The organism is Kytococcus aerolatus (assembly GCF_900187395.1).
Classification (GTDB): Bacteria; Actinomycetota; Actinomycetes; order Actinomycetales; family Dermatophilaceae; genus Kytococcus; species Kytococcus aerolatus.
Window position 1 is genome coordinate 276,068 of record NZ_FYEZ01000003.1, and the last position, 25,988, is coordinate 302,055.

The window sequence follows — 25,988 nt, forward strand, 5'->3', positions numbered from 1 at the left end:
CAGGGCACACAGCCCCCTCCCGGCAGGGGGACCACCAGAGGAGGAACGCATGGCCCTGCACGGCAAGCTCTTCAACGACCACTCGGAGATCTCCAGCACCGACCAGTTCGCGCTGCAGAACAAGAAGCTGCTCAAGATCCAGATGCAGTTCGGTCCGGTCTGGGCCCGCTCCGGTTCGATGGTGGCCTACCAGGGCGACATCTCCTTCAAGAACAAGGGCTCCGGTGGGCTGGGCAAGATGTTCAAGCAGGCCGTGACCGGCGAGGGCGTCGACATGATGGAGGCCCAGGGCACCGGTGAGCTCTTCGTGGCCGACAGTGCCTCGGAGATCCAGGTCATCTACATGGAGAACGACGAGCTGAGCATCAACGGTCAGAACGTGCTGGCCTTCTCCGCCTCGATCGACTGGGACATCCACCGCATCCAGGCCCGCGGCGCCGCCATGACCGGCGGCCTCTACAACGTCGTGCTGCGCGGCACCGGCTACGTGGCCGTCACCACCAAGGGCGACCCGGTGGCCCTGGACGTCTCCGGCGGCAACACCTTCGTGGACCCGCACGCCGCCGTGCTGTGGACCGCCGGTACCCGCATGGACGTCAAGGTGGACACCGGCGGCCTGAAGTCGATGGTCCGCGGCGGCACCGGCGAGACCTTCCAGATGGCCTTCGCCGGCCAGGGCTATGTCGTGGTCCAGCCGGCCGAGAACGTGCCGCACGCCTCCGGAGGCGGGAGCAGCACCGGCAGCGGGATCGGCGACCTTTTCAACTGATCCAGCAGCTCCGGGCACCGGGCCCGTGCGCCACGGTGTGACGCAGACCACATGCGCGCTACGGTGGGGTGGACATCTCGCCCACCCCACCGTCGTCTCTGGGAGGCCCACGTGACCACGCCCGACCCGCACACCCTCGCCGTCCACGCCGGACGTCACGACCTCACCGCCCTCGGCGTGCACGCCGCCCCGATCGACCTCTCGAGCACCTCGCCCCTGCCCGACGTGGAGGCCGGCGGTGACGCCTACGAGCAGCTGGCCGGCGGTGGCCGCCCGGGTGAGGGCCAGTCGCACGTCTACCAGCGCCTGTGGAACCCGACCGTCGCCCGCTTCGAGGACGCCCTCGCCGAGCTGGAGCACACCGACGAGGCCGTCGCGTTCGCGTCCGGCATGGCGGCGGTGAGCGCCACCCTGCTGGCCTGCGTGGCCGCCGGCAAGCCCCACGTGGTGGCCGTGCGCCCGCTGTACGGCGGCACCGACCACCTGCTGGGCACCGGGATGCTGGGCACCGAGGTCACCTGGGCCACGCCCGAGGAGGTGGCCGGGGCGATCACCGACCGGACCGGCCTGGTGGTCTGCGAGAGCCCCGGCAACCCCACCCTGGACCTGGTGGACCTGGCTGCCGTCGTGGAGGCCGCCGGGGAGGCGCCGGTGCTGGTGGACAACACCTTCGCCACCCCGATCCTGCAGAACCCGGCCGACCTGGGCGTCGACCTGGTGCTGCACTCCCTGACCAAGGCCATCGGCGGGCACGGCGACCTGCTCGGCGGCGCCGTGGCCTGCAGCAGCGAGTGGGCCACGCGACTGCGCCAGGTGCGCGCCGTGACCGGTGGCCTGCTCGCCCCGCAGGTGGCCTACCTGGCCCACCGGGGCCTGCAGACCCTCGCGGTCCGGGTGGAGACGGCCACCCGCACCGCCCAGGAGGTCGCCGCGTGGCTCGACGGCCACGAGGCAGTGGCCGAGGTCCTCTACCCCGGGCTGGCCACGGGCGAGGACGCCGAGATCGTGGCCCGCCAGATGCGTGGCCCCGGGTCGATGCTGGCCTTCCGCCTCCAGGGCGGGTACGAGGCCGCCTCCCGCACCGCCTCGGCCACGCAGATGATCGTGCACGCCGTGAGCCTGGGTGGCGTCGACACGCTCGTCCAGCACCCGGCCGCACTCACCCACCGCCCGGTGCCGGCGGACGCCCGCCCGGCCGCGGACGTGCTGCGCCTCTCGGTGGGCCTCGAGTCGGCGTCGGACATCATCGCCGACCTGGAGCAGTCGCTGGCGCAGACCGCCTGACACGGACCGGCCCAGTCGCCCGCAGCAGGGGTCGCCCACCCGGTGGTGGACGACCCCTGCGGTCGTGGTGGCTCACCCGCGGCGCAGCGGGAGCGGGCAGGCCTCGGCCAGGTCGGCCACCACGAGCGGGTCGCTCGGCAGCGAGGGCTCCTCCCCGGCCTCGACCTGGTCCCCGGTGAGGGCCGGGTGCGCGCTCAGGGCCTCCAGCTCTGTCGGCTCGAAGACCCGCGACCGGGTGAGCAGCCGCTCCCCCTCCGGGGCGTCGAGGCTGAAGCCGGACCCCCGCCCCGGGACCGCGTCGAGGACCAGCTGGGTGTGCTGCCAGACCGCGAACTGCGAGCCGGAGATCCACACCGGCACGGCGTCGTCGCCCTCGGGCAGCGCACCCGGGGCGTCGCCCACCTCGGCGCCCAGGTCCAGCAGGCCGAGCAGCACGTCCCGGCGCCCCACCCGGAACTGCCCGGCGCGGTAGCACATCGGGGCCGAGCCGTCGCAGCAGCCGCCGGACTGGTGGAGCATCAACGCCCCGTGCCGGTCCCGCAGACGACGCAGCAGGTCCCGACCGGCCGGGAGCGCGACCACCCGCGGCGGCACCGATCCGGCACCGCCCCGGGTGGTGAGCTCAGCGGACACTCAGAACAGCCCCGCCGGGTCGTCGGAGTAGCTCACCAGCAGGTTCTTCGTTTGCTGGTAGTGGTCCAGCATCATGAGGTGGTTCTCCCGCCCGATGCCGGACTGCTTGTAGCCGCCGAAGGCCGCGTGCGCCGGGTAGGTGTGGTAGCAGTTCGTCCACACGCGACCGGCCTGGATGGCCCGCCCCGCCCGGTAGGCGGCGCTGCCATCACGGCTCCACACGCCGGCGCCCAGGCCGTAGAGCGTGTCGTTGGCGATCCGCATCGCGTCGTCGAAGTCCGTGAAGGTGGTCACCGCCAGGACCGGCCCGAAGATCTCCTCCTGGAAGATCCGCATCGAGTTGTCGCCGCGGAAGACGGTGGGCTCGATGTAGAAACCGTCCTCGAGGCCCTCGATCGTGGCCGGGGAGCCGCCGGTGAGGAGCTCGGCGCCCTCCTGGCGGCCGATGTCGAGATAGCTGGAGATCTTCTCGAACTGGTCGTTGGAGGCCTGCGCCCCGATCATCGTGTCGGTGTCCAGCGGGTTGCCGCGCTGGATCTTCTTCACCCGCTCGATGGCCAGCTCGAGGAACTCGTCGGCGATGTCCTCCTGCAGCAGGGCCCGCGAGGGGCAGGTGCACACCTCGCCCTGGTTGAGCGCGAACATCGTGAAGCCCTCGAGGGCCTTCTGCCGGTAGGCGTCGTCCTCGGCCAGGACGTCGCTGAAGAACACGTTGGGGCTCTTGCCGCCCAGCTCGAGGGTGACCGGGATGAGGTTCTCGCTGGCGTACTGCATGATCAGCCGGCCGGTGGTGGTCTCACCGGTGAAGGCGATCTTGCGGATGCGCGGGTTGGTGGCCAGGGCCTGCCCAGCCTCCGCACCGAAGCCGTTGACGACGTTGACCACCCCGTCGGGGACGAGGTCGCCGATGAGGCTCATCAGGTACATGATCGAGGCCGGGGTCTGCTCGGCCGGCTTGAGGACCACGCAGTTGCCGGCGGCCAGGGCCGGGGCGAGCTTCCAGGTGGCCATGAGGAGCGGGAAGTTCCACGGGATGATCTGGCCGACGACGCCCAGCGGCTCGTGGAAGTGGTAAGCCACCGTGTCCTCGTCGATCTGGGACAGGCGCCCCTCCTGGGCCCGGATGGCCCCCGCGAAGTAGCGGAAGTGGTCGATCGCCAGCGGGATGTCGGCGGCCAGGGTCTCGCGGACCGGCTTGCCGTTGTCCCAGGTCTCGGCCACCGCGATCTTCTCGAGGTTCTCCTCCATCCGGTCGGCGATGGCGTTGAGGACCTTCGCACGCTCGGCCGGGCTGGTGCGGTTCCACGTCTCGGCGGCCTTCCACGCCGCGTCGAGGGCCTTCTCGACGTCCTGCTCCCCGGAGCGAGCGGCGCGGGTGAATACCTTCCCGTCAACCGGGCTGGGGTTGTCGAAGTACTCGCCCTCCGCGGGCGGGACCCACTGCCCACCGATGTAGTTGTCGTAGGTGTCCTCGTAGGACATGACCGATCCGTCGGCACCGGGCTGGGCGTAGAGCGTCATCGTGACCTCCTGGATGTGATGGGGTCACTTCACGGTACTCCGGGACGGGGGATCTGACCAGAGGTCGGAGGAGGCGAGCGCCTGGCCCCACGTACGGTGCGGCCATGAGGGGAACCCGACGCACGATGACCGTGACCACGCTCCTGGCCGTTGCCGGGGCCCTGCCCGCTGCAGCGCTGGACGTCCCGGAGCCGCCGGAGTCGGGGAACGTGGCCGATCTGGCCGACGTGCTCACCGACGAGGAGGAGCAGCAGGTCGCCGAGCGCATCGACGCCGGCAACGAGTCGACGGAGAACGCGCGCGTGGCGGTGCTCACCGTCCCCTCGCTGGAGGGTGAGGAGCTCGAGGACTACTCGCGGCGCGTGGCCACCGAGTGGGGCGTCGGCGAGTCCGGGAAGGACAACGGCGTGCTCGTGCTCCAGGCCGCCGAGGAGCGGGAGGTCCGCATCGAGGTGGCCGACGGGGCCCGGGAGCACGTCTCGGACGACGAGGCCGAGCAGGTCGTGGACGTCATGACCGGGCGCTTCGGCGACGAGGACGTGGCCGGCGGCTACACCGAGGGCGTCGACGATCTCTACGCCCTGGCCCGGGACGAGAACCCCTACGCGATGAGCACCGGGGAGAAGGTGGCCGCCTGGGTGGGCGGGGCGCTGGCCTCCCTCGCGCTGGGGTTGCTGGCCTTCTTCGGGGTGCGTAGCGCCCGCCGGGCCGCGGCGAACGAGGCGAAGGAGAAGGAGCTGACGCAGCAGCTCATCGCCGAGGCACGGGCCCAGGACCCGGAGCTGCCCGAGCCCGACGAGGAGGAGCTCGAGGCCTTCCACCGGTACCGCAAGGAGCACCAGGGCCAGCCGCTCCCGGGCGGGGTGCCACTCACCTACGCCGCGTGGCTGCCGCTCTACGCCGCCGCCCCCACCCAGTACGGCGCGGTGGACCCGGCCTCCACGACCACCAGCACCACCTCGTTCGGTGGTGGCGGTGGCTTCACCGGCGGCGGGGCCAGCGGCAGCTACTGAGGCGCGGCCGGCCGGCAGACAGGGGCCTGCTGTGCCCGGTCCGCCGGTCCGCCCGGCGCGGGCGGACCGGGCAGCGCGGGCTCAGCGGGCTGAGGCATCCGTCGCAGAGGGGTCATCTATCAGGTGATGGGTCGACCGTTCCGCTGGCACGTGCCTGCGGAACGGTCGACCTATCAGGCGATATCTGACTCCTGCAGAACCTCTGTGTGCGGGGCGGCAGGAGAACCGGCCCAGGTCCCTCAGGTGTGTGCTGGGCCGGCAGGGGAACCCGCCCGGGCGCCTCAGGCCCCCTGGCGGTCGGCGTTGGCCGCGTGGGCGTCGCAGGCGTACTGTGCGAGCCCCGGCGCGACCTCCTCGTAGGTGCGGCGGAACCGCTCGTCGGTGACGTACAGCTCGCCCAGGCCACGATGGATGGCCGGCGTGCAGTCGTAGAACCAGCGGATCACGTGCTGGCGGTGGGCCTCGGCGGCGTCCATCGCCCGCTCCGAGGTGGCGGGCTCACCGGCCTGCATCGCGGCGGCCAGGTCGGCGAGCAGCTGGTCGGACTCGGCCTTGACCTGCTCCCACTGCGCCTTGTCGTACTGCGCGGTCCGCTGCCGGGACTGCTCCCAGACGGGGCTGTCGCCCCAGCGCTGCTGGGCCTCGGCCTCGTAGTCGTCGAGGTCGGCGGCGAAGGAGTCGCCGAAGATCTCGCGCTGCTCGGCGCGGCTGATGCGGTACGGGTTGGTGTTCTCGGTGGGGTCGTGCTGCGTGGTCATCTCGGCCTCCAGTGCCGTGTCGATGGCGTCGAGCAGCCCGGTGAGCTCCTCGACCTGGTGCATGACCGCCTCACGACGCTCCCGCAGCCGGGTCACCGCGTCACCCTCCTGCTCCACCTGCGCGATCTCCTCCAGGGAGAGGCCCAGGCGTCGCAGGAAGACCACGCGCTCCAGACGGGCGAGGTCCTCCGGGGTGTAGAGCCGGTAGCCGGCCCACGAGCGGTGCGAGGCTCCGGCCACGCCCACCGCCTCGTAGTGGTGCAGCGTGCGCACCGTCGCCCCGAGGATCTCGGCCACCTGGCCGACGGTCAGGTCGTCCTGTTCGGTCATGGCACCACTGCACCGCCTCACGTCGCGTCAGGGTCAAGCATGCACCCGACGGGCAGGTCGCCAGCCCGCACATGATCCTCAAGATTCATCTGGCAGAAACCCCTTTGACACCTTCCTGACATCACAACGCGATGTTATGCCTCAACACACCACCAGTTCACCGAGGAAGGGACCGTGATGCACCACGTGGGGTCCACCACCGCCAGGACCGTCTCGCGCCGCACGCTGCTGACGCTGGCCGGCCTGTCCGGAACCACCATCGCCCTAGGGATCTCGTCACCGGAGCCCGCCGGAGCGACCCCGCCGCCCCGCGAGGACCTCTTCGGCCTCGGAGTCGCCTCCGGAGCACCCTCGAGCGACGGCATGGTGCTGTGGACCCGGCTGGCCCCGGAACCGCTGGCGGAGGACGGCCACGGGGGCATGCCCTCGCAGCCCGTCTCCGTCCGCTGGGAGGTGGCCCGCGACGAGGGTTTCCGCGACGTCGTGCAGCGCGGAAACGCCCTTGCGCAGCCCGAGCTCGCCCACTCCGTGCACCCCCAGGTGAAGGGCCTCGAGCCAGCGACCCGGTACTTCTACCGCTTCCGCGCGGGCCGCTCTATGAGCACCGTCGGCACCTTCCGGACCCTGCCCGCCCCCGGTGCCGCGGTCGACTCCTTCGCCATGGGCGTGGCCTCCTGCCAGGCCTGGTATCACGGCCACTTCACCGCCTGGAAGCACCTGGCCGCCGAGCCGGAGCTCGACCTCACGGTCTTCACCGGGGACTACATCTACGAATACGGCATCCGTTCCGGCGACAACCTGCTGCGCCAGGGGGTGGAGCTCGGACCGGAGCACGCCCGCCCCGTGGAGACCCTGGCCCAGTACCGCCTGCGCTACTCCCTGTTCAAGACCGACCCGCACCTGCAGGCCGCTCACGCTCGTGCACCGATGGTGTTCACCTGGGACGACCACGAGGTGGAGAACAACTACGCCAACTCCCAGTCCCAGTACGGGGTCTCGCCGGAGGACTTTCTCCATCGCCGTGCCGTGGCCTACCGCGCGTATTACGAGAACCTGCCCCTGGGCGCAGAGGCCCTGCCGCGCGGGCCGCACAGCCATATCCACCACAGCTTCGACATCGGGGCCCTGGCGCGGCTCTCGGTGCTCGACAGCCGTCAGTACCGCGACCCGGTGCCGCAGGACCTCTCCGAGGCGGACGACCCGGGTCGCACGCTGCTGGGACGCCCCCAGGAGGACTGGCTCGCTGAGCGGCTCTCCAGCTCGGCTGCACAGTGGAACGTCCTGGCCAACGGCGTGGCCGTGGTGCCGGTGACCGACGATCGCGTGGACCAGTGGGACGGTTTCCCCGCTGCCCGCCGTCGGCTCCTGGACCAGCTCGCCCGCACCTCCGACCCGGTGGTTCTCACCGGCGACATCCACCACCACGCCGCGGCCGAGCTGTGGGCCGACGCCTCGGCACCCCCGGGCGAGAGCGATCCGGTGGCGGTGGAGCTCATCTGCACCTCCATCGGCTCGGACGGCGACGGTCACGCCGGTGGGCACCCGGACTGGACACAGCACCCGTACGTCAAGGCAATGGACGCCCGCCGTGGCTACGTCCACGTGACGCTGACCCCGAGCGAGGCGACCTCGACCTTCGTGGTGGTGCCGTGGGTCGAGGCGGACGACACCGCTCCACGCGAGGTCGCGTTCCGGTTCCGCACTCCCGCCGGTTCCCGCCGCCTGCTGCCGGCTTGAGCCGGCCCACCCCGACATCCTGCTCCGCCCGACCGAGAGGACCCTCGTGCTCCGTCGCCCCGCCCCTGTCACCGACCTGCGCGCCACCGGCAGCCTGATGCGCATCGAGCTGCACTGGACCCCGCAAGACTGGTCCACCCCGGTGGACCACCACCGCGTGCACGCCTTGCCCACCGACCAGGTCACCCACCGGTTCCTCCGCCATCCCGGCGAGGACACGCTCGTCGCGCGCACCATCTACCCCCGCTTCACCCACGACCGTCTGAACCCTGCGGGTCAGGCGTGGACCTACGTGGTGGTCACCGTGGACGCCGCCGGCCAGCGCTCCCGCCCCTCGGCACCGGCCCGGGCCACCTCGACGCGCTCGGTGACCACCGGCCGTCCGGTGGCCACACTCGGGTCGTTCGACCGGAAGAGCCTCGAGCTGCGCTTCGCACCGGCCGGGTACAAGAAGATCCCCACCGCCCACCCCGACGGCGTCATCACCCTCGGGCCGCAGGACGGCACGGCCCAGCTGCCCTACCTGCTGCCGGGCCCGGGGGACCGGTGGGCCGGCTCCCGCGCCTACTCCCTGCGCTGGACCCCGGCCGTCGAGAGCGCACCGGCGCGTCCGGCACTCGCCCTGTGGGGCATCGACACCACGCGCCTGGGCGGCCGCCTCGAGGCTCAGATCGGCGACTGGAGCCACGCATTCGATCTGCCGAAGGGCGCCACCAAGGGGTCCCGCACAGGCGACGCGACGGTCGAGGACAGCCCGCTGCACCCCGTCGAGCTGGAACTCGAGCTGCCTGCGACCGCGCTATCCGCCGCCGCACCGACCCTGGAACTCACCCTGGCCGAGGGCGGATGGGTCGCCTGGGACGCCATCGGGCTGTTCGAACTGGGCTGAGCCTCGGGCGGTCCGGTGTCCTACGGGCGCCGGGCCGCGTCAGGACCTCTTGCGGGTCCCGGCCTTCACGGTGCGCTTCGTGGTGGACGCCGGCTTCTTCGGCGCCGCCTTGCGGACCGGCTTCTTCTTCGGCCCCTCGGCGCGCTTCTGGGCCAGCAGCTCGAAGGCCTGCAGCTCCGAGACGTCCTCCGGCCGCATGGCCCGCGGCACGGTCACGTTCGTCTCGCCGTCGGTGATGTACGGGCCGAAGCGCCCGTCCTTGATGACGACCTTCTTGCCGGAGACCGGGTCCTCGGCGAACTCCGCGATGGGCGGGTTGGCCGCGCTGCGCCCGCGCCGCTTCGGCTCGGAGTAGATCTTCAGCGCCTCCTCGAGGGTGATCTCGAAGATCTGGTCCTCGCTGGCCAGCGAGCGCGAGTCCGTGCCCTTCTTGAGGTACGGCCCGTAGCGCCCGTTCTGGGCGGTGATCTCGGTGCCGGTCTCCGGGTCCTTCCCCACCACGCGCGGCAGGGAGAGGATCTTCAGCGCGTCCTCCAGCGTCACCGAGCGCACGTCCATGCCGCTGAGCAGCGAGCCGGTCCGCGGCTTCACCACGTCCTTGCCGCGCCCGCTGACCTTCTTGCCCTCGGCCTCGAAGCGCGCGACGTCCTCGTCGGTGAACACCTCCGAGACGTACGGGCCGTAGCGCCCGGTCTTGGCCACGATGTCGCGACCAGTCTCCGGGTCCTGCCCCAGCACCCGCCCGTCCGACGCCGCCTCGGCGAGGAACTCCCGCGCCATCGCCGGGGTCAGCTCGTCGGGGGCGATGTCGTCGCTGATGCTGGCCCGCAGCGGCTTCGGCTCCTCGCCCGGCGCGGTGCCTTCGGTGGTGAGCGGCTCGGCGCCCGCGGGGACCTCCCCGGTCGCCGGGTCGGTCCCGGCCGGGGCGACCTCCTCCACGTACGGCCCGTAGCGGCCCACCCGCACGACGATCCCGTCGCCGATGTCGATGGTGGAGACGCCCTTGGCGTCGATCTCGCCGAGGTCCTCCACGAGATCGCGCAGGCCGGCGGTGCTCGTGGCCTCGTCCCCGAAGTAGAAGCGCTGCAGCCAGGCCACGCGCTCCTCCTCCCCGGCGGCGATGGCGTCGAGCCCCTCCTCCATCTGCGCGGTGAAGTCGTAGTCCACCAGCGTCGGGAAGTGCTTCTCGAGCAGGTTGGTCACCGCGAAGGCGAGCCAGGTGGGCACCAGCGCGTTGCCCTGGGTGCGCACGTAACCGCGGTCCTGGATGGTGCCGACCGTCGCCGCATAGGTGGACGGACGACCGATCCCCTTCTCCTCCAGCGCCTTGACCAGCGTGGCCTCGGTGTAGCGCGGCGGCGGGGAGGTCTCGTGCCCGCGGGCCTCGACCGGGTCGGCGTCGAGCACCTGCCCGGCGTGCACCTTGGGCAGGCGGGTCTCCTTGGAGCCCTTGCCCTTGGCCGCCCCCGCGGAGGCCTCTTCGGCGTAGCGCTCGGCGTCGCGGCCCTCCTCGTAGGCCGCCAGGAAGCCGCGGAAGGTGATGACCGTGCCCGAGGCCGTGTACTCGGCCTTGCGGGCCGGCTTCCCGCCCACCTCGGCACCCTCGAGCTCGGCGTCGATGCGGACTGTCGCCGTGGAGCCCTTCGCGTCGGCCATCTGCGAGGCCACGGTGCGCTTCCAGATGAGCTCGTAGAGCGCGTACTCGCTGCCCCGCAGCTCGCCGGCCAGCTGGGCCGGGGTGCGGAAGGTCTCACCGGCCGGGCGGATCGCCTCGTGGGCCTCCTGCGCCCCCTTGGCCTTCGTGCCGTAGTGGCGCGGGGAGTCCGGCACGTACTCGGCGCCGTACAGGTCGCGGGCCTGCTGGCGGGCCGCGGTGATGGCCGACTGCGAGAGTGTCGTCGAGTCGGTACGCATGTAGGTGATGTAGCCGTTCTCGTACAGCCGCTGCGCCACCCGCATCGCGTCCTTCGAGCCCAGGCGCAGCTTGCGGCTGGCCTCCTGCTGGAGCGTGGAGGTGATGAAGGGGGCGGCCGGGCGGCGCGTGTACGGCTTCTCCGACACGTCGGCGACGGCGACCTCGGCGCGGGCGGTCGCGGTGGCGACGGACTCGGCGTCGGCCTGGCGCAGGTGCACCACCTCGGCGGCCTTCTTGAGCTCGCCAGCGTCGGTGAAGTCGCGGCCGGTGGCCACGCGCATCCCGTCGACGCTGTGCAGGCGGGCCACGAAGGACTGCCCGGCGTCGGTGGCGCCGGCCTGCGGGGCGAGGGTGGCCTCGACGTCCCAGTAGGAGGCCACGCGGAAGGCCATGCGGGCGCGCTCGCGCTCCACCACCAGGCGGGTGGCCACGGACTGCACGCGGCCGGCGGAGAGGCCCTGCTTCACCTTGCGCCAGAGCACCGGGGAGACCTCGTAGCCGTAGAGGCGGTCGAGGATGCGGCGCGACTCCTGGGCGTCGACCATGCGGTCGTCGAGGTCGCGGGTGGTGTTCACCGCGTGCTGGATGGCGTCCTTGGTGATCTCGTGGAAGACCATGCGCTTGACCGGCACTTTGGGCTTGAGCGCCTGCAGCAGGTGCCAGGCGATCGCCTCGCCCTCGCGGTCCTCGTCGGTGGCCAGGTAGAGCTCGTCGGCCTCCTTGAGCGCGCGGCGCAGCTCGGTGACCTTCTTCTTCTTGTCGGCGTCCACCACGTAGTAGGGGTCGAAGCCGTTCTCCACGTCCACGGCGAACTTGCCGTAGGGGCCCTTCTTCATGTCCGTCGGGAGCTCGGACGGGGTCGGCAGGTCGCGGATGTGGCCAACCGAGGCCTCGACGCGGTACTCGTCACCGAGGTACTGGCCGATGGACTTCACCTTGGTGGGCGACTCGACGATGACGAGCTTGCTGCCCTTGGCTGCCTGGGACATGGCACTCCTTCTGCCGACCGGACGTGCGCTGGAATCGTCAGCGCTCTGCGGCGCCCGGGCCGACGGGCGTCACCGTAGCCCACGACCGGCGGTAGTAGCCGCGAGGGGGCCGTGCTGGGGCGGCGCCCTTGGCCCTGTGGCAATTTGGGCACGTAACGCCCCAGGATTGCCGTGCCACCCGGCGTGTCGCGGCCATTTGGGCACGTGATGCCCCGGAGTTGCGGGGGCGTGAGGGGCCCGGGTCGGATAGTGACCACTTTGGGGTGAAACTGGTAACCATCGGCGCAGGACGCCTTGCGAGGCGGGCGGATCCTGCGGCACTACGCTGCTGACCATGACCCGCGGGAGGGAGCGTCGCGCGCCCAGTGTCAAGAACCTGGTGCTCTCATGGTTCAGGAGGGACGCCACCCCACAGGTCTTCCTGGTGTACGCCGACGAAGTCCACGGCGAGAGGGAGTTCGTCTGGGAGCCACCCCATCGCAGGACACCGCCGTGGAGATGGTGAGCCGCCCGCCGCCCTTTCCCGGCACCGAGTCCTGGTTCACGGACGCCCCCTGGATCAGGGACGCCGACCCCCAGGACCACCAAGTGTTCGTCGTGATGTCTGGCGAACCCGCGACCTGCTGGGGCAGGGTGGCCTACTCCAGCCGCCAGAGCGCGGAGGACCACGTGGCTCGCGCGGGGGACGGCACCCTGTTCGTCCTGCCTCTGGAGCTCACGGCTTGACCCGGTGTGCGGGACGGAGGCCCGGGGCGGGGACGGCTAGTCGGCCAGAGTGCGCACCTCGTCGGCGAGGTACTCGCGCACAGAGATCTCGTCCGGTTCCGGCGGTGCAGTGCGCCCCTCGGGAAACGGCCGGGCCCGAAACGCCTCCAAGGCCGCCCGGTCGTCCCAGATCTCCAGCAGACAGACCCGGGAGTCGTCCACCGGGTCAGCCGAGACCACGAAATCTATGCAGGCAGGTTCCTGCCGCGCCAACTCCATGACGTAGCGGTGCCCCTCGACCAGATCCCCCCGGCGGGCGGGGTCCACCCGCATCCACCCGGCCACGACGATCGCGCTCATGCTTCCTCCTGGATGATCGCGAGTCCCCCTTCGAGGACCACATGTGAACATCGTGCGCGTGCACCTCAAGGGTAGTAACTGCCAGGGGTGGACATGGCAAGGTGACGCCAATCAGCCAGCACCACGCCTGGTTGTCGGTGGATCCCGGCAGGGTGGGCCCATGGCCACCATCTACTGCACCGCCACCAGCCTGGACGGGTTCATCGCCGACGACGCCGAGAGCCTCTCGTGGCTGTTCAACACCCCCGGGCACGCCGACGACCCGGGCGGCCGCCACGGTGACGGCGACTCGCTCGGCTTCGATCGCTTCTTCGAGGGCGTGGGCGCCATCGTGCTGGGCGCCTCCACCTACGCCTGGCTTGAGCGCGAACTCACCCAGGACGGCGCTGAGTTCACCTGGCCGTACTCCCACCCCACCTGGCTGATGACCCACCGCGACATCACCCCCATCGATGGGGTGACGCGCGCCAGCGGCGACGTCACCGAGCTGCACCCCCAGCTGGTGGAGGCGGCCGGCGACAAGGGCGTGTGGGTGATGGGCGGCGGTGACCTCGCGGGGCAGTTCGCCGATGCGGGGCTGCTCGACACCGTGTGGGTGCACCAGGTGCCCGTCACACTCGGCGCCGGCAAACCACTGCTTCCACGGCGCCTGCGGCTGCGGCGCGAGGCCCTGGAGCGCGACGGCCAGTTCACGGCCATGCGCTTCGCCGTGGTCGGACCCGAACCTCGGGGCTGACCCTCAGCGCACCAGCAGCCCGTCGGCCACCAGGTCCCGCAGCACCGGCAGCACCTGTCGGGCCAGGTCGCTCTGGTCGGCCTCGGTCAACACCGCGATGCCGGCCAGCCCCTGGCGCGCCGTCAGGTCGCCGTCGCACACGCCCACCAGCCCCGCGGTGACCGTGTCCACCTGGAACGCCCGCCGCAGCCCACCGCCCTGCCGGATCAGCACCACCTGCGGGTCCGGATCGCCCGGGTGGGCGTAGTAGCGCTCCTGCGTCACGTCATCGGCGTACTGCCACGCGATGTCCAACAGCTCGTCGTCGGAGTGCTCCGCCAGCCAGGTCCGCGCCCGCACGCCGGCCAGAACGTGCGGCCCCATCGCGGCGTCCACCTGCCCGCGCGCCTCGTCCAGCGCGATCCACGGCTCCCGCTCGACCTCGGGCCGATGCAGGGTGATCACCCCGAACCCGATCGATGCCGTGCCGCGCGCCGCGAAGTCGTCCAACCACGCGCCGTACATGGCCTCGTACTGGCCGTCCCCCGGGGTGTGGCCGCCGTCGCGGGCCCAGGTCTCGGCGTACTCGGCGGGGTCCTGCACCTCGCGCAGCACCACCCACGCGTCCACGCCGAGCCCCGCCAGCCACGGCCGCACCCGGTCGCGCCAGTCCTCATCGGGCCCGATCTCCCAGTTGCCCAGCATCTGCGCCATGCCCCCGGGAGCCAGCAGCGCGGCCACCTGCCCGATCAGCCCGGACGTGATGCCGTCGGCCTCCACCCCACCGTCGCGGTACTCGTACACCGGCACCCCCTTGGTGCGCGGGGTGATGACGAACGGCGGGTTGCTCACGATGAGGTCGAACTCCTCGCCCGCGACCGGCTCGGTGAGCGACCCGTGCCGCAGGTCCAGCTCCACCCCGTTCAGCGCGCACGTGAAGCGCGCGAACTCCAGCGCCCGCTCGGAGATGTCTGTGGCCACCACGCGCTGGGCGTGGTGCGTCAGGTGCAACGCCTGCACCCCGCATCCGGTGCCGATGTCCAACGCGCGCGCCACCTCGGGCCGGGGGGTCCACGCCGCCAGGGTGACGCTCGCCCCGCCGATGCCGAGCACGTGGTCCTCGGGCAGGGGCCCACCGCCGGCCTGCAGCTCCGGCAGGTCGGAGACCACCCACCAGGAGTCGTGTTCCGTGGCGTGGGGGCGCAGGTCGACGGCAGCGCGGTAGGTGTCGCCCTCGACGCGCACGATGCCGAGCGCCAGCGCGCCCTCGGCCCCGAGCGTGGGCAGGGCCGTGGCGAGCTCCTCGACGGTCAGCGGCAGGCCGAGCCCGAGCAGGCGGGTGAGGAGCGCGACCGGCTCGCGGCGACCCCGGGTGGCCAGGTCCGCCGGCAGGGACTGCTCGCGCTCCAGGGCGTCGGAGGCCACCTCGCCGAGGCACGCGCGGATGCCGTCGATCGTGTAGCCGGCCGCGGTCAGGTCGGCGCGCAGGGCCGCGACCTGCGGGGCCAGGTCGGTGCCGTCGGCGGCCACCAGGCGGGGCGGCGGCACGCTGGTGGTGGACGGGGCGGGCTGGCCGGGCTGCGTCGAGGAGCTCACGGGGCCAGTCTCCCAGCCCGGGTCGGTTCCCCGCCGTCACTCCCACCAGGGAGCGCTCACCATGCCCGGCGCGCGGCCCGGCTCGGCGTAGTGCTCGTGCCCGAGCCAGGCGCCGAACGCCTCCTCGGGGAGGGCCAGCATCATCCCCACGTCGCTGACCTGGCTGGCGTGGCACTCCAGGGCGCGGCGCTTCACGTCGAGGACCGGGCGCACGTCGACGTGCCAGTGCAGCTCGGCCTCCGGGGTGCCCAGCGGGTTGCCGTCGTCCATCGGGGCGTCGGGGTCCATGCCAGGCATGCCGGCGGCCCGGGCCTCCTCGAAGGCACGGCGCACGGCGTCGCGGTTCATGCTGGCCTCCAGCAGGCGCGGACGACGGGCGGCGAGCTCGACCGCGGCGTGGGCGACCCGGTGGGCCTTGATGTGGTCGGGGTGGCCGTAGCCGCCGTGCCAGTCGTAGGTGACCAGCACGTCGGCCCCCTCGGCGTCGAGGACCCCCGCCAGGGCGCGGGCGGCCTCGAGGGTGTCGGCGCCGTGGAAGGAGGTCTCCGCACCGTTCTGCTCCCAGCCGGTCATGCCGGAGTCGGCGTAGCCCAGCCAGTGCACGGCCTGCGTGCCAGTCACCCGGGCGGAGGCCTCGGCCTCGGAGCGGCGGCGGTCGACGAGCGTCTCCCCCGGCGCGAGGTCGTCCGGGCAGAAGCCGTGGTCGCCGTTGGTGGCGTACACGACGACCACCCGGTGACCGGCGTCGGCGAGCATCCGCATGGTGCCGGCGGTCTGCGAGGCCTCGTCGTCCGGGTGGGCGTGCAGGAAGACGACGGTCAGCGGCGCGGAGGTGGGTGTCACGTCCCGCATTGTCTCACTGCCGGGGTGCCTGGCGCCCCACCTCCTTGGCAATTTGCGCACCTGACACCCCCCGTCTTGACGCGACACGCCGAGGAAACCGGCGAACCGCAGTGCTCAGGTGCCCAAATTGGCGGAGGGCGCGGGGCGGGAGGGCGCGGGTGGGCAGTCACTGCGGCGCGGTCGGGCGCACCTCCACGCACTGGTCGGCCGCCCGCATGAGGCTCTCGTCGTGGGTGGCCACGACGACGGCCGCGCCGTCGGCTGCCCGCTCCTGCAGCAGGCCCGTCACAACCTCCCGGTTCCCCGCGTCCAGCGACGCCGTCGGCTCGTCCGCGAAGATGACATCCGCCCGCGCGTAGATGGCCCGGGCCAGGGCCAAGCGCTGCTTCTCCCCACCACTGAGGTGCGCGGCAGGTTCCTTCTCCCGCCCTTCGAGCCCCGTCGCGCTCAGCGCCGCGCGCATCCGGGAGAGGTCACCCGCGACCCGCCGCCCCCACCAGGACATCGCCACGGTCACGTTGAAGCCCACCGTCTCCTCATCCATCACCCCGCTGTCCTGCAGGATGAAGGCCGCCCGCTCCGCCCAGAAGCGCCGACGCTGGCGGGGGCTCCAGCTGCTCGTGTCCTGACCGTCGACGAGGACGACACCCGAGGCAGGGGTGAGCAGCAGCCCCATGGCGTGCAGGGCCGTCGTCTTGCCCGAGCCGCTGGGGCCCACCAGCGCCGTCACCTCACCCGGCCGGGCCAGGGCGTCCAACGGCTCGAAGGGGCGACGCCCCGAGACGTCCACCGTCAGCTGTCGCGCTTCGATCATCAACTCACCTCGTTCAGACGGCGCGCTGCAGGGAGCGCGAGAAGACCCAGGCCACGGCCCGGTGGTGCACCAGGGGCAGGAGGGCGGCACAGACTGCGCCGGCGATGACGGGGACCAGCCAGGCCTCACGATTGAGGAGGACGGCCACGCCGATCACGCCGGCTGTCACCACCCACCCGGGCAGCGAGCGCGCCAGAGCGATCGCCCACGGGGAGCGGCCGCGCACCTGGAGCACATGATCACGGCGGGCCGCCAGCAGGGCCGCGATCACCGCGGACAGCGCGCTGGAGATCAGCAGCGCCGCGCCCAGTGCCGCCACCGCGGCCAGGTTCAGGACCACCAGGTAGCGGCTCATCTCCGCCCGCAGGATGCCGTCCTCGGCCACTCGGATGACCTGGACCCCGGCGGGGAGCCCAGCATCCCTCAGCCGCTGGCCGGTGGTGTCGACATCGTGGAAGAGGAGGTTGCCGCTGGAGGCCACGGAGATGAGGAAGTTCGCGTTGTAGGTCTCGCTGACCGGGCCGGCTTCGAGGCTGACCACCCGGTCGGGGTGCTCGAGGTCACCGCTCCCGGCCTCGAGGACGGGCACACCGCCGGAGGGGGAGGTCACCGCGAATCGACCAGTCGCCTCCCCCGGCGGGACCGCCCCGTCGGTCCAGAGGTCGAGATCGGGCTCGAGACGTCGCTCGACGGACGCCGGGATCCCCGCCTCCTCGGACCACGCCGCGGACGGGTCGTTCGCCCGGACGAGATCACGCCAGCGGTCGTTCGCGAGCTCCACACGGCTGTGCTCGTCCAGGCCGTACTCCTCACCCGGCAGGGCGTACGACATGGCCGCCTCTCCGTCGGCTTCCGCGTCAGCCACCACCCGCCCGAAGGCAGGCATGGCGTCCTGGAAGTCCCCCTCGCCCCCGACCGCGAAACGGACCCGCACCTCGTCCTCCAGTTGGTACCAGAAGGCCTGCTGATCGGCAGCGGACTCCGCGTGGCGCAGGGTGGTGACCGCGCCGGGCAGGGTCAGCATCACGAGCACGAGCGAGGACGCCATGAGGAGGGTGGCCGGACGGCGCAGCAGGGCCAGCGGGTGCTCTCGGCGCGCGATGCGGCCGGGGTCCGGGCGAGTGAGGCCTGCGGTCAGCGCGGCCGCCACCGCCATCGCCACCATCACCACACCCCAGAAGACGCAGGCCATCCCCACCGCGTAGGGGGCGAACTGGGCTCCCTTCGTCACGGCGACGACCACACCCAGCAGCACGATCGCCAGGGCTCCGGGCAGGACGCTCCACAGGGCCAGGCGTGCGAGGTCCTCCCGGTTCACACGAGCGGTGGAGGCCCCTGCCAGCACTCGCAGCCCACGCCCCCGGGAGCGCACCGCGAACCACAGGAGCACCACGGCCGCGGCCAGCAGGGAGAGAGCCACGCAGACCGTGAGGAAGGTGGGCTGGCGCCACAGGTACTGGAGGTTCTGAGCCACGGTGTCGTCGGACCAGACCACGTGGATTCCCCGGGACTGCGCCCAGGCAAGCACCTCGGCCCGGGCGTCGCCGTTCTGCACGAGGTACTCACCGCCGGACGGGCTGTTGGCCAGGTGGTTCGGGCCAGCGACCCGGCCGTCGGGCTGGCTCCCGAAGGTCGGGACGGCGTCGAGCGGGAGGTCGCCGTTCAGCGGGACGAACACCTGCGCCCCACGCTCGCCCTCGGGGTCCGGGAGGACGCGGACGAGCCCCCAGCCCCCTGCCGCATCCGCCTCGGTCACCTGGCGAACTTGGTCCTTCTCGGCGATCTGAGACTGGGCGAAGTCCAGTCGCACCCGGTCGGAGGCACCCACGGCCACCGGGAAGGTGCGGTCGTGCAGATCGGTCACCATCCAGGCCATCAGGCAGGCCAAGATCGCGACGAGAACCCCCGCCACCGCCGTCACCACTCGGTACATGAATCCCTGCCCCCTCTCTCCCCACCCCAACGCCACCTTGGCTCGCCACAGGATGCCCCAACCGGGCAGGCAGCCGTCCCCGCCACACCGATGCACCAGCACCCTCTCCGCAGTCCTCCCCGGGCACCGCCCGGCGCATCTGTGCGGCGCAGATGTTTGTCGCCGGGCCCGTCCTGCAACCATCTGCGCCGCATGGATGCCACCCCCACGGGAAGCAGCCGCGCCCCCGCCCGCGCACCCCTACCGTCCGGGCCGGCGGGGTGCGACCATGCCCCGGTGACCTCCGCCTCGCCCGACGCCGCCCCGATCATCGCCGCCCGGGGCCTGACCAAAACCTACGGCGACTTCACCGCCGTCGACAGCATCGACTTCGAGGTCGCCCCCGGCGAGTCCTTCGGCCTGCTGGGCCCCAACGGCGCGGGCAAGTCCACCACCATGCGGATGATCGGCGGCACCCTCAACCGCACCGCCGGCTCGATGCTGGTCACCGGCCTGGACCCCGACACCCACGGCCCGGAGGTGCGCGCCTCGCTCGGCGTCGTGCCGCAGCAGGACAATCTCGACACCGAGCTCTCGGTGCGCGACAACCTGATGGTCTACGGCCGCTACTTCGGCCTGCCGCGCCCCTACCTGCGCGAGAAGGCCGACGAGCTCATCGAGTTCGCCCAGCTCACCGAGAAGGCCCGGAGCAAGGTCAACGACCTCTCCGGCGGCATGAAGCGGCGCCTCACCATCGCCCGGTCGCTCGTCAACGAGCCGAGGGTGCTGCTCCTCGACGAGCCCACCACCGGCCTGGACCCGCAGGCCCGCCACGTCCTGTGGGACCGGCTCTTCCGCCTCAAGGAGGTCGGCGTGACCCTCGTGGTCACGACGCACTTCATGGACGAGGCCGAGCAGCTCTGCGACCGCCTCATCGTGGTGGACCACGGCTCCATCCGCGCCGAGGGCTCCCCGCGCGAGCTGATCCGCACCTACTCCACCCGCGAGGTGCTCGAGCTGCGCTTCGGGGCCGACCGCAACGCGGCGGCCGTGCCGCGCCTGGAGGGCATCGGCGAGCGCACCGAGGTGCTCCCCGACCGGGTGCTCCTCTACGCCGACGACGCCGAGGCCGCCCTGGAGGCCGTGACCTCCCGCGGGCTGGAGCCGATCACCTCGCTGGTGCGCAGGTCCTCGCTGGAGGACGTCTTCCTCCACCTCACGGGACGGTCGCTCATTGACTGACGCCGCCCACCACACCGCCATCGGCAGCACCACCGACCCGACGCCCGGCACCAACGACCTGACCCACCTGCGCCGCCTGGCCTCCTCCGGCCGCGTGCCGCCGCCGGAGGAGATGGCGCGCCGGGCCCGCCGCTGGGGCTGGTGGTACTACGTCGAGTACTGGACGGTCACCGCCAAGGCGTGGGTGGCCTCGATCCTCGTCTACGCCATCGCCGAGCCGCTGCTCTACCTCGTGGCGATGGGGGTGGGCCTGGGTGCACTGGTCGACTCCGGCAGCGGCGGTGCCGACGGGGTTCCCTACCTGGTCTTCGTGGCCCCCGCCCTGCTGGTCTCCACGGTGGTGATGTCCTCGGCCGGGGAGTTCACCTACCCGGTGATGGCCGGCTTCGAGTGGGACCGGCTCTACCACGGCCCGGCGGCCACCCCGACCTCCCCGGCCCAGCTGGCGGCGGGGCAGTTCCTCGGCGTCATGCTGCGCTTCGTGGTGCAGGCCGGCATCTTCCTGGCGATCATGGCCGTCTTCGGGGCGCTGCGCTCGCCCTGGGCGTGGCTCTGCGTGCCGATCGCCGTGCTGGCCGCCGGGGCCTTCGGCGCCCCGCTGCAGGCCTACGCCGCCTCGCTGGACTCCGAGGGGCAGGAGTTCACCTTCGTGCAGCGCTTCGTCGTCATGCCGATGTTCCTCTTCGCCGGCACCTTCTTCCCGCTCACCGAGATGCCCGTGCTCCTGCGACCGATCGGATGGGTCTCCCCCATCTGGCACGGCACCGAGCTGGCCCGCTGGGCGGCCTACGGGGCGGACCTGCCGGTCTGGCGGGCGGTCCTGCACGTCGGCTTCCTCACCGCGCTCACCCTCGGCGGGCTGCTGGCGGCCCGCCACCTCTACACCCGGAGGCTCGGCTCATGAGCGCCCGGACCCGCCCGCTGGCCGGCCTGTACGGCGGCAACGTGCGCGCAGTGCTGGAGCGCGGGCTGAAGGTGATGGCCCGGCAGAACTGGCTGGTGCTCGTCTCCGGCTTCCTCGAGCCGGTGCTCTACCTGCTGGCCATGGGGTGGGGCCTGGGCGGACTGGTCGGCCAGGTGGAGGGCCCCGGCGGTCGTGCGGTGGAGTACGCCGCCTTCATCGCTCCGGCCCTGCTGGCCACCTCGGCGATGAACGGCGCGATCTACGACACCACCTGGAACGTCTTCTTCAAGCTGCGCTTCGCCCGGCTCTACCAGGGGATGCTGCAGACCTCGCTGGGGCCGCTCGACGTGGCCGCCGGGGAGATCCTGCTGGCGCTCGTCCGCGGTCTGCTCTACGCGCTGGGCTTCATGGCCGTCATGGCGCTCATGGGGCTGCTCACCTCCTGGTGGGCGCTGGCGATGGTGCCGGTGGCCCTCCTCATCGCGCTCGGTTTCGCGGCCCTGGGGATGGCGGTGACCAGCTACCTGCACTCCTTCCAACAGATGGACCTGATCCAGCTGGTGCTGCTGCCGATGTTCCTCTTCAGCGCCACGCTCTTCCCGGTGGAGGTCTTCCCCACCGGGGTCCAGTGGCTGGTCAAGGCGCTGCCGCTGTGGCACGGCGTGGAGCTCATGCGGCACCTGGCCGTCGGGCACCTCACCTGGGCCTCGGCCGGGCACGCGGCCTACTTCGTGGTGATGTCGGTGGTCGGCATCACCTGGGCGGCGCTGCGGCTGCGCAGGCTCTTCCTGCGCTGAGCCGCGTCCCGCGCGCCCCTGCCTCCCCGCTGTGGACACCCGTGGGCCATCTATGCGGCGCACATGGTCGTCAGGCGGGCGGAGCAGCAGCCCTCTGCGCCGCATCGCTGAGGCACCCTCCGATGCGGGCACACCAGCACGTCTGCCCCCGCCCGGGGGGACAATGGCCCGATGCAGCCCGGCCCCGACACCGCACCCCGCCACGGGTCCGGCGCCGTGCCCACGCCCGCCGACTGGCTCACGCTGCTCACCGCCGGTGGGCAGGCCGACCGGCTCGTCCACCACCGCACCACCCCCGCCCGCGCGGCCGTCACTGCGCCCCTCCCGGAGTGGCTCAACCCGCAGGTGGCCGCCGCCCTGACCGGTGCCGGCATCGACCAGCTGTGGTCCCACCAGGCGGAGCTCGCCGAGCACGCCCACGCCGGGCGGCACGCCGTGATCGCCAGCGGCACCGCCTCGGGCAAGTCGCTGGCCTACCTGCTGCCGGTGCTCTCGGCGCTGGCCGACGGGTCGCACCACGTCACCGGCCGCGGCGCGACCGCGCTGTACCTCTCGCCCACCAAGGCCCTGGCGCAGGACCAGCTGACCGCCGTCGAGCGCTGGGCCGTCCCCGGGGTGCGCCCCACGGTCGTCGACGGCGACACCCCGCCCGAGGAGCGCCGCTGGGCCCGGCAGCACGCCACCTACGTGCTCACCAACCCCGACCTGGTGCACCACTCCCTCCTGCCCGGCCATGAGCACTGGCGAGCCTTCCTCCGCCGGTTGCGCTACGTGGTGGTCGACGAGTGCCACACCCACCGCGGCGTGCCCGGCGCCCACGTGGCCCTCGTGCTCCGACGGCTGCTGCGCATCGCCGCCCGCTACGGCGCCGAGCCCACCGTGCTCCTCGCCTCGGCCACCGTCGCCGACCCGGCCGACCACGCCCGCCGCCTCCTCGATGCCCCGGTCGAGGCCGTGACGCAGGACGGCTCGCCCCGCGCCCAGGTGACCTACGCCCTGTGGGACCCCCAGCCCGAGGCCACGACGGGTGGCGACGCGGACCCCGGTGGCGCGGGCCGGGGTGCCCCGGCCCGCCCCTCCACCCTCACCGAGGCCGCCCGCCTCAGTGCCCGCCTCATCGGCCGCGGCCACCAGGTGCTCACCTTCACCACCTCCCGGGTGGGCGCCGAGGTGGCCGCCCGCGCCGTGACCGACCAGCTCGAGGCCACCGGCTCCGCCCCCAGCGCGCTGCCGGTCGCGGCCTACCGCGGCGGCTACCTGCCCGAGGAGCGCCGCGATCTCGAGCGGCGGCTGCGCTCCGGGGAGCTGCGCGGGGTGGCGGCGACCACGGCCCTGGAGCTCGGCATCGACCTCTCGGGCCTCGACGCGGTGGTGATGGCCGGCTGGCCCGGGCGGCGGGCGAGCTTCTGGCAGCGCGCCGGGCGGGCGGGTCGCTCCGGCCGGCCCGCCCTGGCAGTGCTGGTGGCCGGGGACAACCCACTCGACCAGTACCTCGTGGCGCACCCGGAGGCGATCTTCGACGCCGGGGTCGAGGCCACCATCGTGGACCCCACCAACCCCCGCGTGTTGGCCGAGCACCTGGCCTGCGCGGCGGCCGAGCTGCCCCTCACCGAGGCCGACGTGCTGTGGTTCGGCCCCACCACGCCCACCGTGCGCGACAGCCTGGTGCGCGCCGGACTGCTCCGGCAGCGGCCGACGGGCTGGTACTGGGCCAGCAGCGACCGCGCCCACGACCTGGTGGACCTGCGCGGCATGGGCGAGACCCTGCAGCTCGTCGAAGGACGCACCGGACGGGTGCTGGGCACCATCGACGCCTCCCGGGCCGACGCGACCGTCCACACCGGCGCGGTCTACCTGCACGCCGGGATCACCCACGTGGTCACCGAGCTCGACCTGGACGACGGCGTGGCCACCCTCGCGGTGGGTGACCCGGGCTGGATCACCCGGGCGGTCACCGAGGAGGCCTTCGACGTGCGCCGCGTCCACGACAGCGCCCCCGGGGGCGGCGCGGGGGCGGACTGGTTCGTCGGCGACGTCCTGGTGCGCACCCGGGTGGCGGCCTTCCGGCGGATGCTGCCCTCCGGGGAGGTGCTCGGCCAGCACCCGCTCGACCTGCCGGAGCGCTCGATGCCGACCCGCTCGGTGTGGTTCACCCTCACCCCGGAGGCACTCGCGGCAGCCGGGGTGGACGAGCTCGACCTGCCCGGGGCGCTGCACGCCGCGGAGCACGCCCTCATCGGGATGCTCGGCCTGGTGGCCACCTGCGACCGGTGGGACGTCGGCGGCGTGTCCACCCCGCTCCACCCGGACACGGGGCTGCCCACGGTGATGGTGCACGACGGCCACCCGGGTGGGGCCGGTTTCGCCGAGCGGGGCTTCGCCGCCCGCGCCACCTGGGTGCAGGCCACCCTGGAGGCGGTGGCCGCCTGCCCGTGCGCCGACGGCTGCCCGGGGTGCGTGCAGTCCCCCAAGTGCGGCAACGGCAACGAACCGCTCTCGAAGTGTGGCGCGCTCCACGTGCTGCGGATCCTCGTGGGGCAGGGGTCCGCACAGTAGCCTGAGGCCTGCTTGCACGTCCCCCAACAGAAGGCACCCCATGCTCATCCTCGGCCTCATCATCCTGCTCCTGGCCGCCCTGTTCATCGCCTACGTCGTCCTCGGGGCCGACTCCACCGTCGCCCTGGAGGCCCTGAACATCCGCTGGGAGATGCCGGCCCTGCAGCTCTTCCTCGCCGGCATGGCCACCCTGGCCGCGATCGGCCTGGGCCTGTGGCTCATCGCCCGCGGCACGAAGGCCAGCGCCCGCAAGCGCAAGAAGCAGCGCGAGCTCGAGCGCCAGGCGCAGGAGTCCCGCGCCGCCCGTCCGGTCGCCGAGCCCGCCGCCGCCCCGCGCGAGGAGCGCGCTTCCGAGGTCCGCGAGTCCGAGGTGGACTACTCGCTCGGCACCGACGAGCGCCCTGCCGAGCGCGGCGCCGTGCGCACCGACGAGGCCTACCCGCAGCGCACCGACGAGGTCTACGCCGACCGTCGTCCCGGGGACCGCCTCTGAGGCAGCCCCACGGCGCGCCGCACCTGGCGCCCCGCAGCAGCGACGGAGGCCGGAACCACCTCGTGGTTCCGGCCTCCGTCGCGTACGAGTGCCTCCGACCGGGTCAACGACCCGGTGCCGGTGCGACCCGCGGTGGCGGCGTCCTGCGTGGCGGGCTCCCCGGTGGGGAGCCCGGACGGGGGCCGGCCGTGGACCGGGCCCGGGCCTCCCCGAAGGGGGTCCCGGAGTCCACGGACACCTCGACGGTGACGTCGAAGCCGTCCACCCGGCAGGATCGGAGGCTCGCCCCGTTGTCCCGGGCGACCTGCCGTGCGGTGAGGCACGGCTGCCCGCTCAGGACGGTGGGTTCGGTGTCCCCCGAGGCGGCCAGCGACGAGAGGTCCGCCGCCGTCCGCGCCGTGGAGGCCGCCAGCCAGCACTGCCCGGCCACGATCCCGCTGGCGAGCAGGGACAGGAGCACGGTGCAGACGAGCATCGCCGCCATCGTCCCGCTGCCCCGCTCCGCACGATGCAGCCAGCGCTCGGTGGCCCGCCGGAACCATCGATGACGTCGGCCCATCAGCGCACCCCCGGCTCCTTGCGGGCCCGGGCGGTGGACTCGGGGTCGAGCCCCGGGAACCACGCGGCCGGCCCCCGGGCGGAGGACTCGACGGTCACCGAGACCATCCGTCCCCGCCCCTGGATGTGGACGTCCGCCCCGTCGGGGGCCAGGCGCCGGGCCTGACGTTCGACCTCGAGGCGGGACTCGCCGCGGGACGCGGCCCGGGCACCGACCCGGGCCGCGTCCGTCACCTGCAGCAGGTCCACCACCAGCACCATCGCGGTCAGCGCCATGCCCAGGACCAGCACGATGACCGGCATGATCATGGCCAGCTCCACCGAGGCGAAGCCTCCCTCGCCACGCAGCGACCGGGCAGGCACCGGACCGCGGCGTGGACCTCGATGGTGCCGGGGCATCACTTGCCCCCGAAGTTCCCGAAGGCAGCGCGGATGACCGTCTCCATGAGGTCCGGGACGACCTTGTCGAGCATGGCCATGCCGGTCACGAGCACCGCCGCGATGACGAAGATGCCGATGGCGTACTCGGCGACGGCCATGCCCTCCTCGCCCTCGCGGAAGCGCTGGATCTCGGGCTGGACGAAACGGGTGATCTTGTTCTGCATGGGAACTGCCTTTCTGTGTTGTTGAGTCGTGGAACCCACCCGGGTGGTGG

General features: G+C 72.6%; 24 protein-coding genes. 12 read left to right on the forward strand and 12 right to left on the reverse strand.

What is annotated here, in order from left to right; translation table 11 throughout:
• Positions 1-49: 49 nt before the first annotated feature.
• Both CFT82_RS10625 and CFT82_RS10630 read left to right on the forward strand, forming a co-directional pair.
• The gene (locus tag CFT82_RS10625; RefSeq protein ID WP_088819115.1) at positions 50-769 is read left to right on the forward strand and encodes an AIM24 family protein; all 720 of its coding nucleotides are present in this window, start codon (positions 50-52) and stop codon (positions 767-769) included.
• Positions 770-880: 111 nt separating this feature from the next.
• Positions 881-2,053, forward strand: coding sequence for a trans-sulfuration enzyme family protein (locus CFT82_RS10630; protein WP_234994413.1), 1,173 nt, complete (start codon positions 881-883; stop codon positions 2,051-2,053).
• A gap of 72 nt (positions 2,054-2,125) precedes the next feature.
• On the opposite strand, the gene CFT82_RS10635 is transcribed toward CFT82_RS10630, so the two are convergent.
• Together CFT82_RS10635 and exaC are read right to left on the reverse strand one after the other, a co-directional pair.
• Positions 2,126-2,686, reverse strand: coding sequence for a DUF779 domain-containing protein (locus CFT82_RS10635; protein ID WP_088819120.1), 561 nt, complete (start codon positions 2,684-2,686; stop codon positions 2,126-2,128).
• Positions 2,687-4,207, reverse strand: a complete 1,521-nt coding sequence (exaC, locus tag CFT82_RS10640) for an acetaldehyde dehydrogenase ExaC (RefSeq protein WP_088819121.1) — start codon at positions 4,205-4,207, stop codon at positions 2,687-2,689. It lies immediately after the preceding gene.
• A 104-nt stretch (positions 4,208-4,311) separates the two neighbouring features.
• Between exaC and CFT82_RS10645 the strand changes: the two genes are divergently transcribed.
• Complete coding sequence (locus CFT82_RS10645) at positions 4,312-5,220, forward strand: TPM domain-containing protein (RefSeq protein WP_088819123.1); 909 nt, start codon at positions 4,312-4,314, stop codon at positions 5,218-5,220.
• A 281-nt stretch (positions 5,221-5,501) separates the two neighbouring features.
• On the opposite strand, the gene CFT82_RS10650 is transcribed toward CFT82_RS10645, so the two are convergent.
• Entirely contained in the window at positions 5,502-6,308 is an 807-nt protein-coding gene (locus CFT82_RS10650; RefSeq protein ID WP_088819124.1) for a MerR family transcriptional regulator, read from the reverse strand.
• Positions 6,309-6,485: 177 nt separating this feature from the next.
• Between CFT82_RS10650 and CFT82_RS10655 the strand changes: the two genes are divergently transcribed.
• The gene (locus CFT82_RS10655; protein ID WP_088819126.1) at positions 6,486-8,045 is read left to right on the forward strand and encodes an alkaline phosphatase D family protein; all 1,560 of its coding nucleotides are present in this window, start codon (positions 6,486-6,488) and stop codon (positions 8,043-8,045) included.
• Between the two features lie 46 nt (positions 8,046-8,091).
• Positions 8,092-8,934, forward strand: coding sequence for a hypothetical protein (locus tag CFT82_RS10660; protein WP_088819127.1), 843 nt, complete (start codon positions 8,092-8,094; stop codon positions 8,932-8,934).
• Positions 8,935-8,973: 39 nt separating this feature from the next.
• On the opposite strand, the gene topA is transcribed toward CFT82_RS10660, so the two are convergent.
• Positions 8,974-11,838, reverse strand: a complete 2,865-nt coding sequence (topA, locus tag CFT82_RS10665; protein WP_088819129.1) for a type I DNA topoisomerase — start codon at positions 11,836-11,838, stop codon at positions 8,974-8,976.
• 492 nt (positions 11,839-12,330) lie between these two features.
• On the opposite strand from topA, the gene CFT82_RS10670 reads away from it, so the two are divergent.
• Complete coding sequence (locus tag CFT82_RS10670; RefSeq protein ID WP_088819131.1) at positions 12,331-12,564, forward strand: hypothetical protein; 234 nt, start codon at positions 12,331-12,333, stop codon at positions 12,562-12,564.
• Between the two features lie 36 nt (positions 12,565-12,600).
• Here CFT82_RS10670 and CFT82_RS10675 read toward each other — a convergent pair whose 3' ends face one another.
• A complete protein-coding gene (locus tag CFT82_RS10675; protein WP_159461909.1) occupies positions 12,601-12,903 on the reverse strand; it encodes a putative quinol monooxygenase in 303 nt (100 codons plus the stop codon).
• A 160-nt stretch (positions 12,904-13,063) separates the two neighbouring features.
• On the opposite strand from CFT82_RS10675, the gene CFT82_RS10680 reads away from it, so the two are divergent.
• Complete coding sequence (locus CFT82_RS10680) at positions 13,064-13,639, forward strand: dihydrofolate reductase family protein (RefSeq protein ID WP_088819134.1); 576 nt, start codon at positions 13,064-13,066, stop codon at positions 13,637-13,639.
• 3 nt (positions 13,640-13,642) lie between these two features.
• Here the strand turns inward: CFT82_RS10680 and CFT82_RS10685 are convergent, their stop codons facing one another.
• The 4 genes from CFT82_RS10685 to CFT82_RS10700 all read right to left on the reverse strand — a co-directional run bounded on the left by CFT82_RS10685 (position 13,643) and on the right by CFT82_RS10700 (position 18,804).
• Complete coding sequence (locus tag CFT82_RS10685) at positions 13,643-15,214, reverse strand: N5-glutamine methyltransferase family protein (RefSeq protein WP_234994415.1); 1,572 nt, start codon at positions 15,212-15,214, stop codon at positions 13,643-13,645.
• 36 nt (positions 15,215-15,250) lie between these two features.
• The gene (locus CFT82_RS10690) at positions 15,251-16,057 is read right to left on the reverse strand and encodes a PIG-L deacetylase family protein (RefSeq protein WP_234994417.1); all 807 of its coding nucleotides are present in this window, start codon (positions 16,055-16,057) and stop codon (positions 15,251-15,253) included.
• Positions 16,058-16,223: 166 nt separating this feature from the next.
• Positions 16,224-16,871 carry an ABC transporter ATP-binding protein gene (locus CFT82_RS10695; RefSeq protein ID WP_234994419.1) on the reverse strand — a complete coding sequence of 216 codons (648 nt, stop codon included), beginning with the start codon at positions 16,869-16,871 and terminating at the stop codon, positions 16,224-16,226.
• Positions 16,872-16,884: 13 nt separating this feature from the next.
• Positions 16,885-18,804, reverse strand: coding sequence for a hypothetical protein (locus CFT82_RS10700; protein ID WP_088819139.1), 1,920 nt, complete (start codon positions 18,802-18,804; stop codon positions 16,885-16,887).
• Between the two features lie 276 nt (positions 18,805-19,080).
• Between CFT82_RS10700 and CFT82_RS10705 the strand changes: the two genes are divergently transcribed.
• The 5 genes from CFT82_RS10705 (at position 19,081) to CFT82_RS11780 (ending at position 24,775) form a co-directional block, all read left to right on the forward strand.
• On the forward strand, positions 19,081-20,025 hold the full coding sequence (locus tag CFT82_RS10705; protein ID WP_234994421.1) for an ABC transporter ATP-binding protein: 945 nt from the start codon (positions 19,081-19,083) through the stop codon (positions 20,023-20,025).
• Positions 20,018-20,929, forward strand: a complete 912-nt coding sequence (locus tag CFT82_RS10710) for an ABC transporter permease (RefSeq protein ID WP_234994422.1) — start codon at positions 20,018-20,020, stop codon at positions 20,927-20,929. Before CFT82_RS10705 ends, CFT82_RS10710 begins: the two co-directional genes overlap by 8 nt.
• Complete coding sequence (locus CFT82_RS10715; RefSeq protein WP_088819143.1) at positions 20,926-21,726, forward strand: ABC transporter permease; 801 nt, start codon at positions 20,926-20,928, stop codon at positions 21,724-21,726. Before CFT82_RS10710 ends, CFT82_RS10715 begins: the two co-directional genes overlap by 4 nt.
• Positions 21,727-21,897: 171 nt before the next feature.
• Positions 21,898-24,282, forward strand: coding sequence for a DEAD/DEAH box helicase (locus CFT82_RS10720; protein ID WP_088819144.1), 2,385 nt, complete (start codon positions 21,898-21,900; stop codon positions 24,280-24,282).
• A 40-nt stretch (positions 24,283-24,322) separates the two neighbouring features.
• Positions 24,323-24,775, forward strand: a complete 453-nt coding sequence (locus tag CFT82_RS11780) for a hypothetical protein (RefSeq protein WP_088819146.1) — start codon at positions 24,323-24,325, stop codon at positions 24,773-24,775.
• 103 nt (positions 24,776-24,878) lie between these two features.
• Here the strand turns inward: CFT82_RS11780 and CFT82_RS10730 are convergent, their stop codons facing one another.
• From CFT82_RS10730 to CFT82_RS10740, 3 genes are read right to left on the reverse strand one after another with little or no spacing between them, the layout of a single operon-like run.
• Complete coding sequence (locus tag CFT82_RS10730; RefSeq protein WP_088819148.1) at positions 24,879-25,334, reverse strand: Rv3654c family TadE-like protein; 456 nt, start codon at positions 25,332-25,334, stop codon at positions 24,879-24,881.
• Positions 25,334-25,696: a TadE family protein gene (locus CFT82_RS10735; protein WP_143469620.1), complete on the reverse strand. Its 363-nt coding sequence runs from the start codon at positions 25,694-25,696 to the stop codon at positions 25,334-25,336. The genes CFT82_RS10730 and CFT82_RS10735 overlap by 1 nt, the downstream gene beginning before the upstream one ends.
• Positions 25,697-25,731: 35 nt before the next feature.
• A complete protein-coding gene (locus CFT82_RS10740; RefSeq protein ID WP_088819151.1) occupies positions 25,732-25,938 on the reverse strand; it encodes a hypothetical protein in 207 nt (68 codons plus the stop codon).
• Positions 25,939-25,988: the final 50 nt, after the last annotated feature.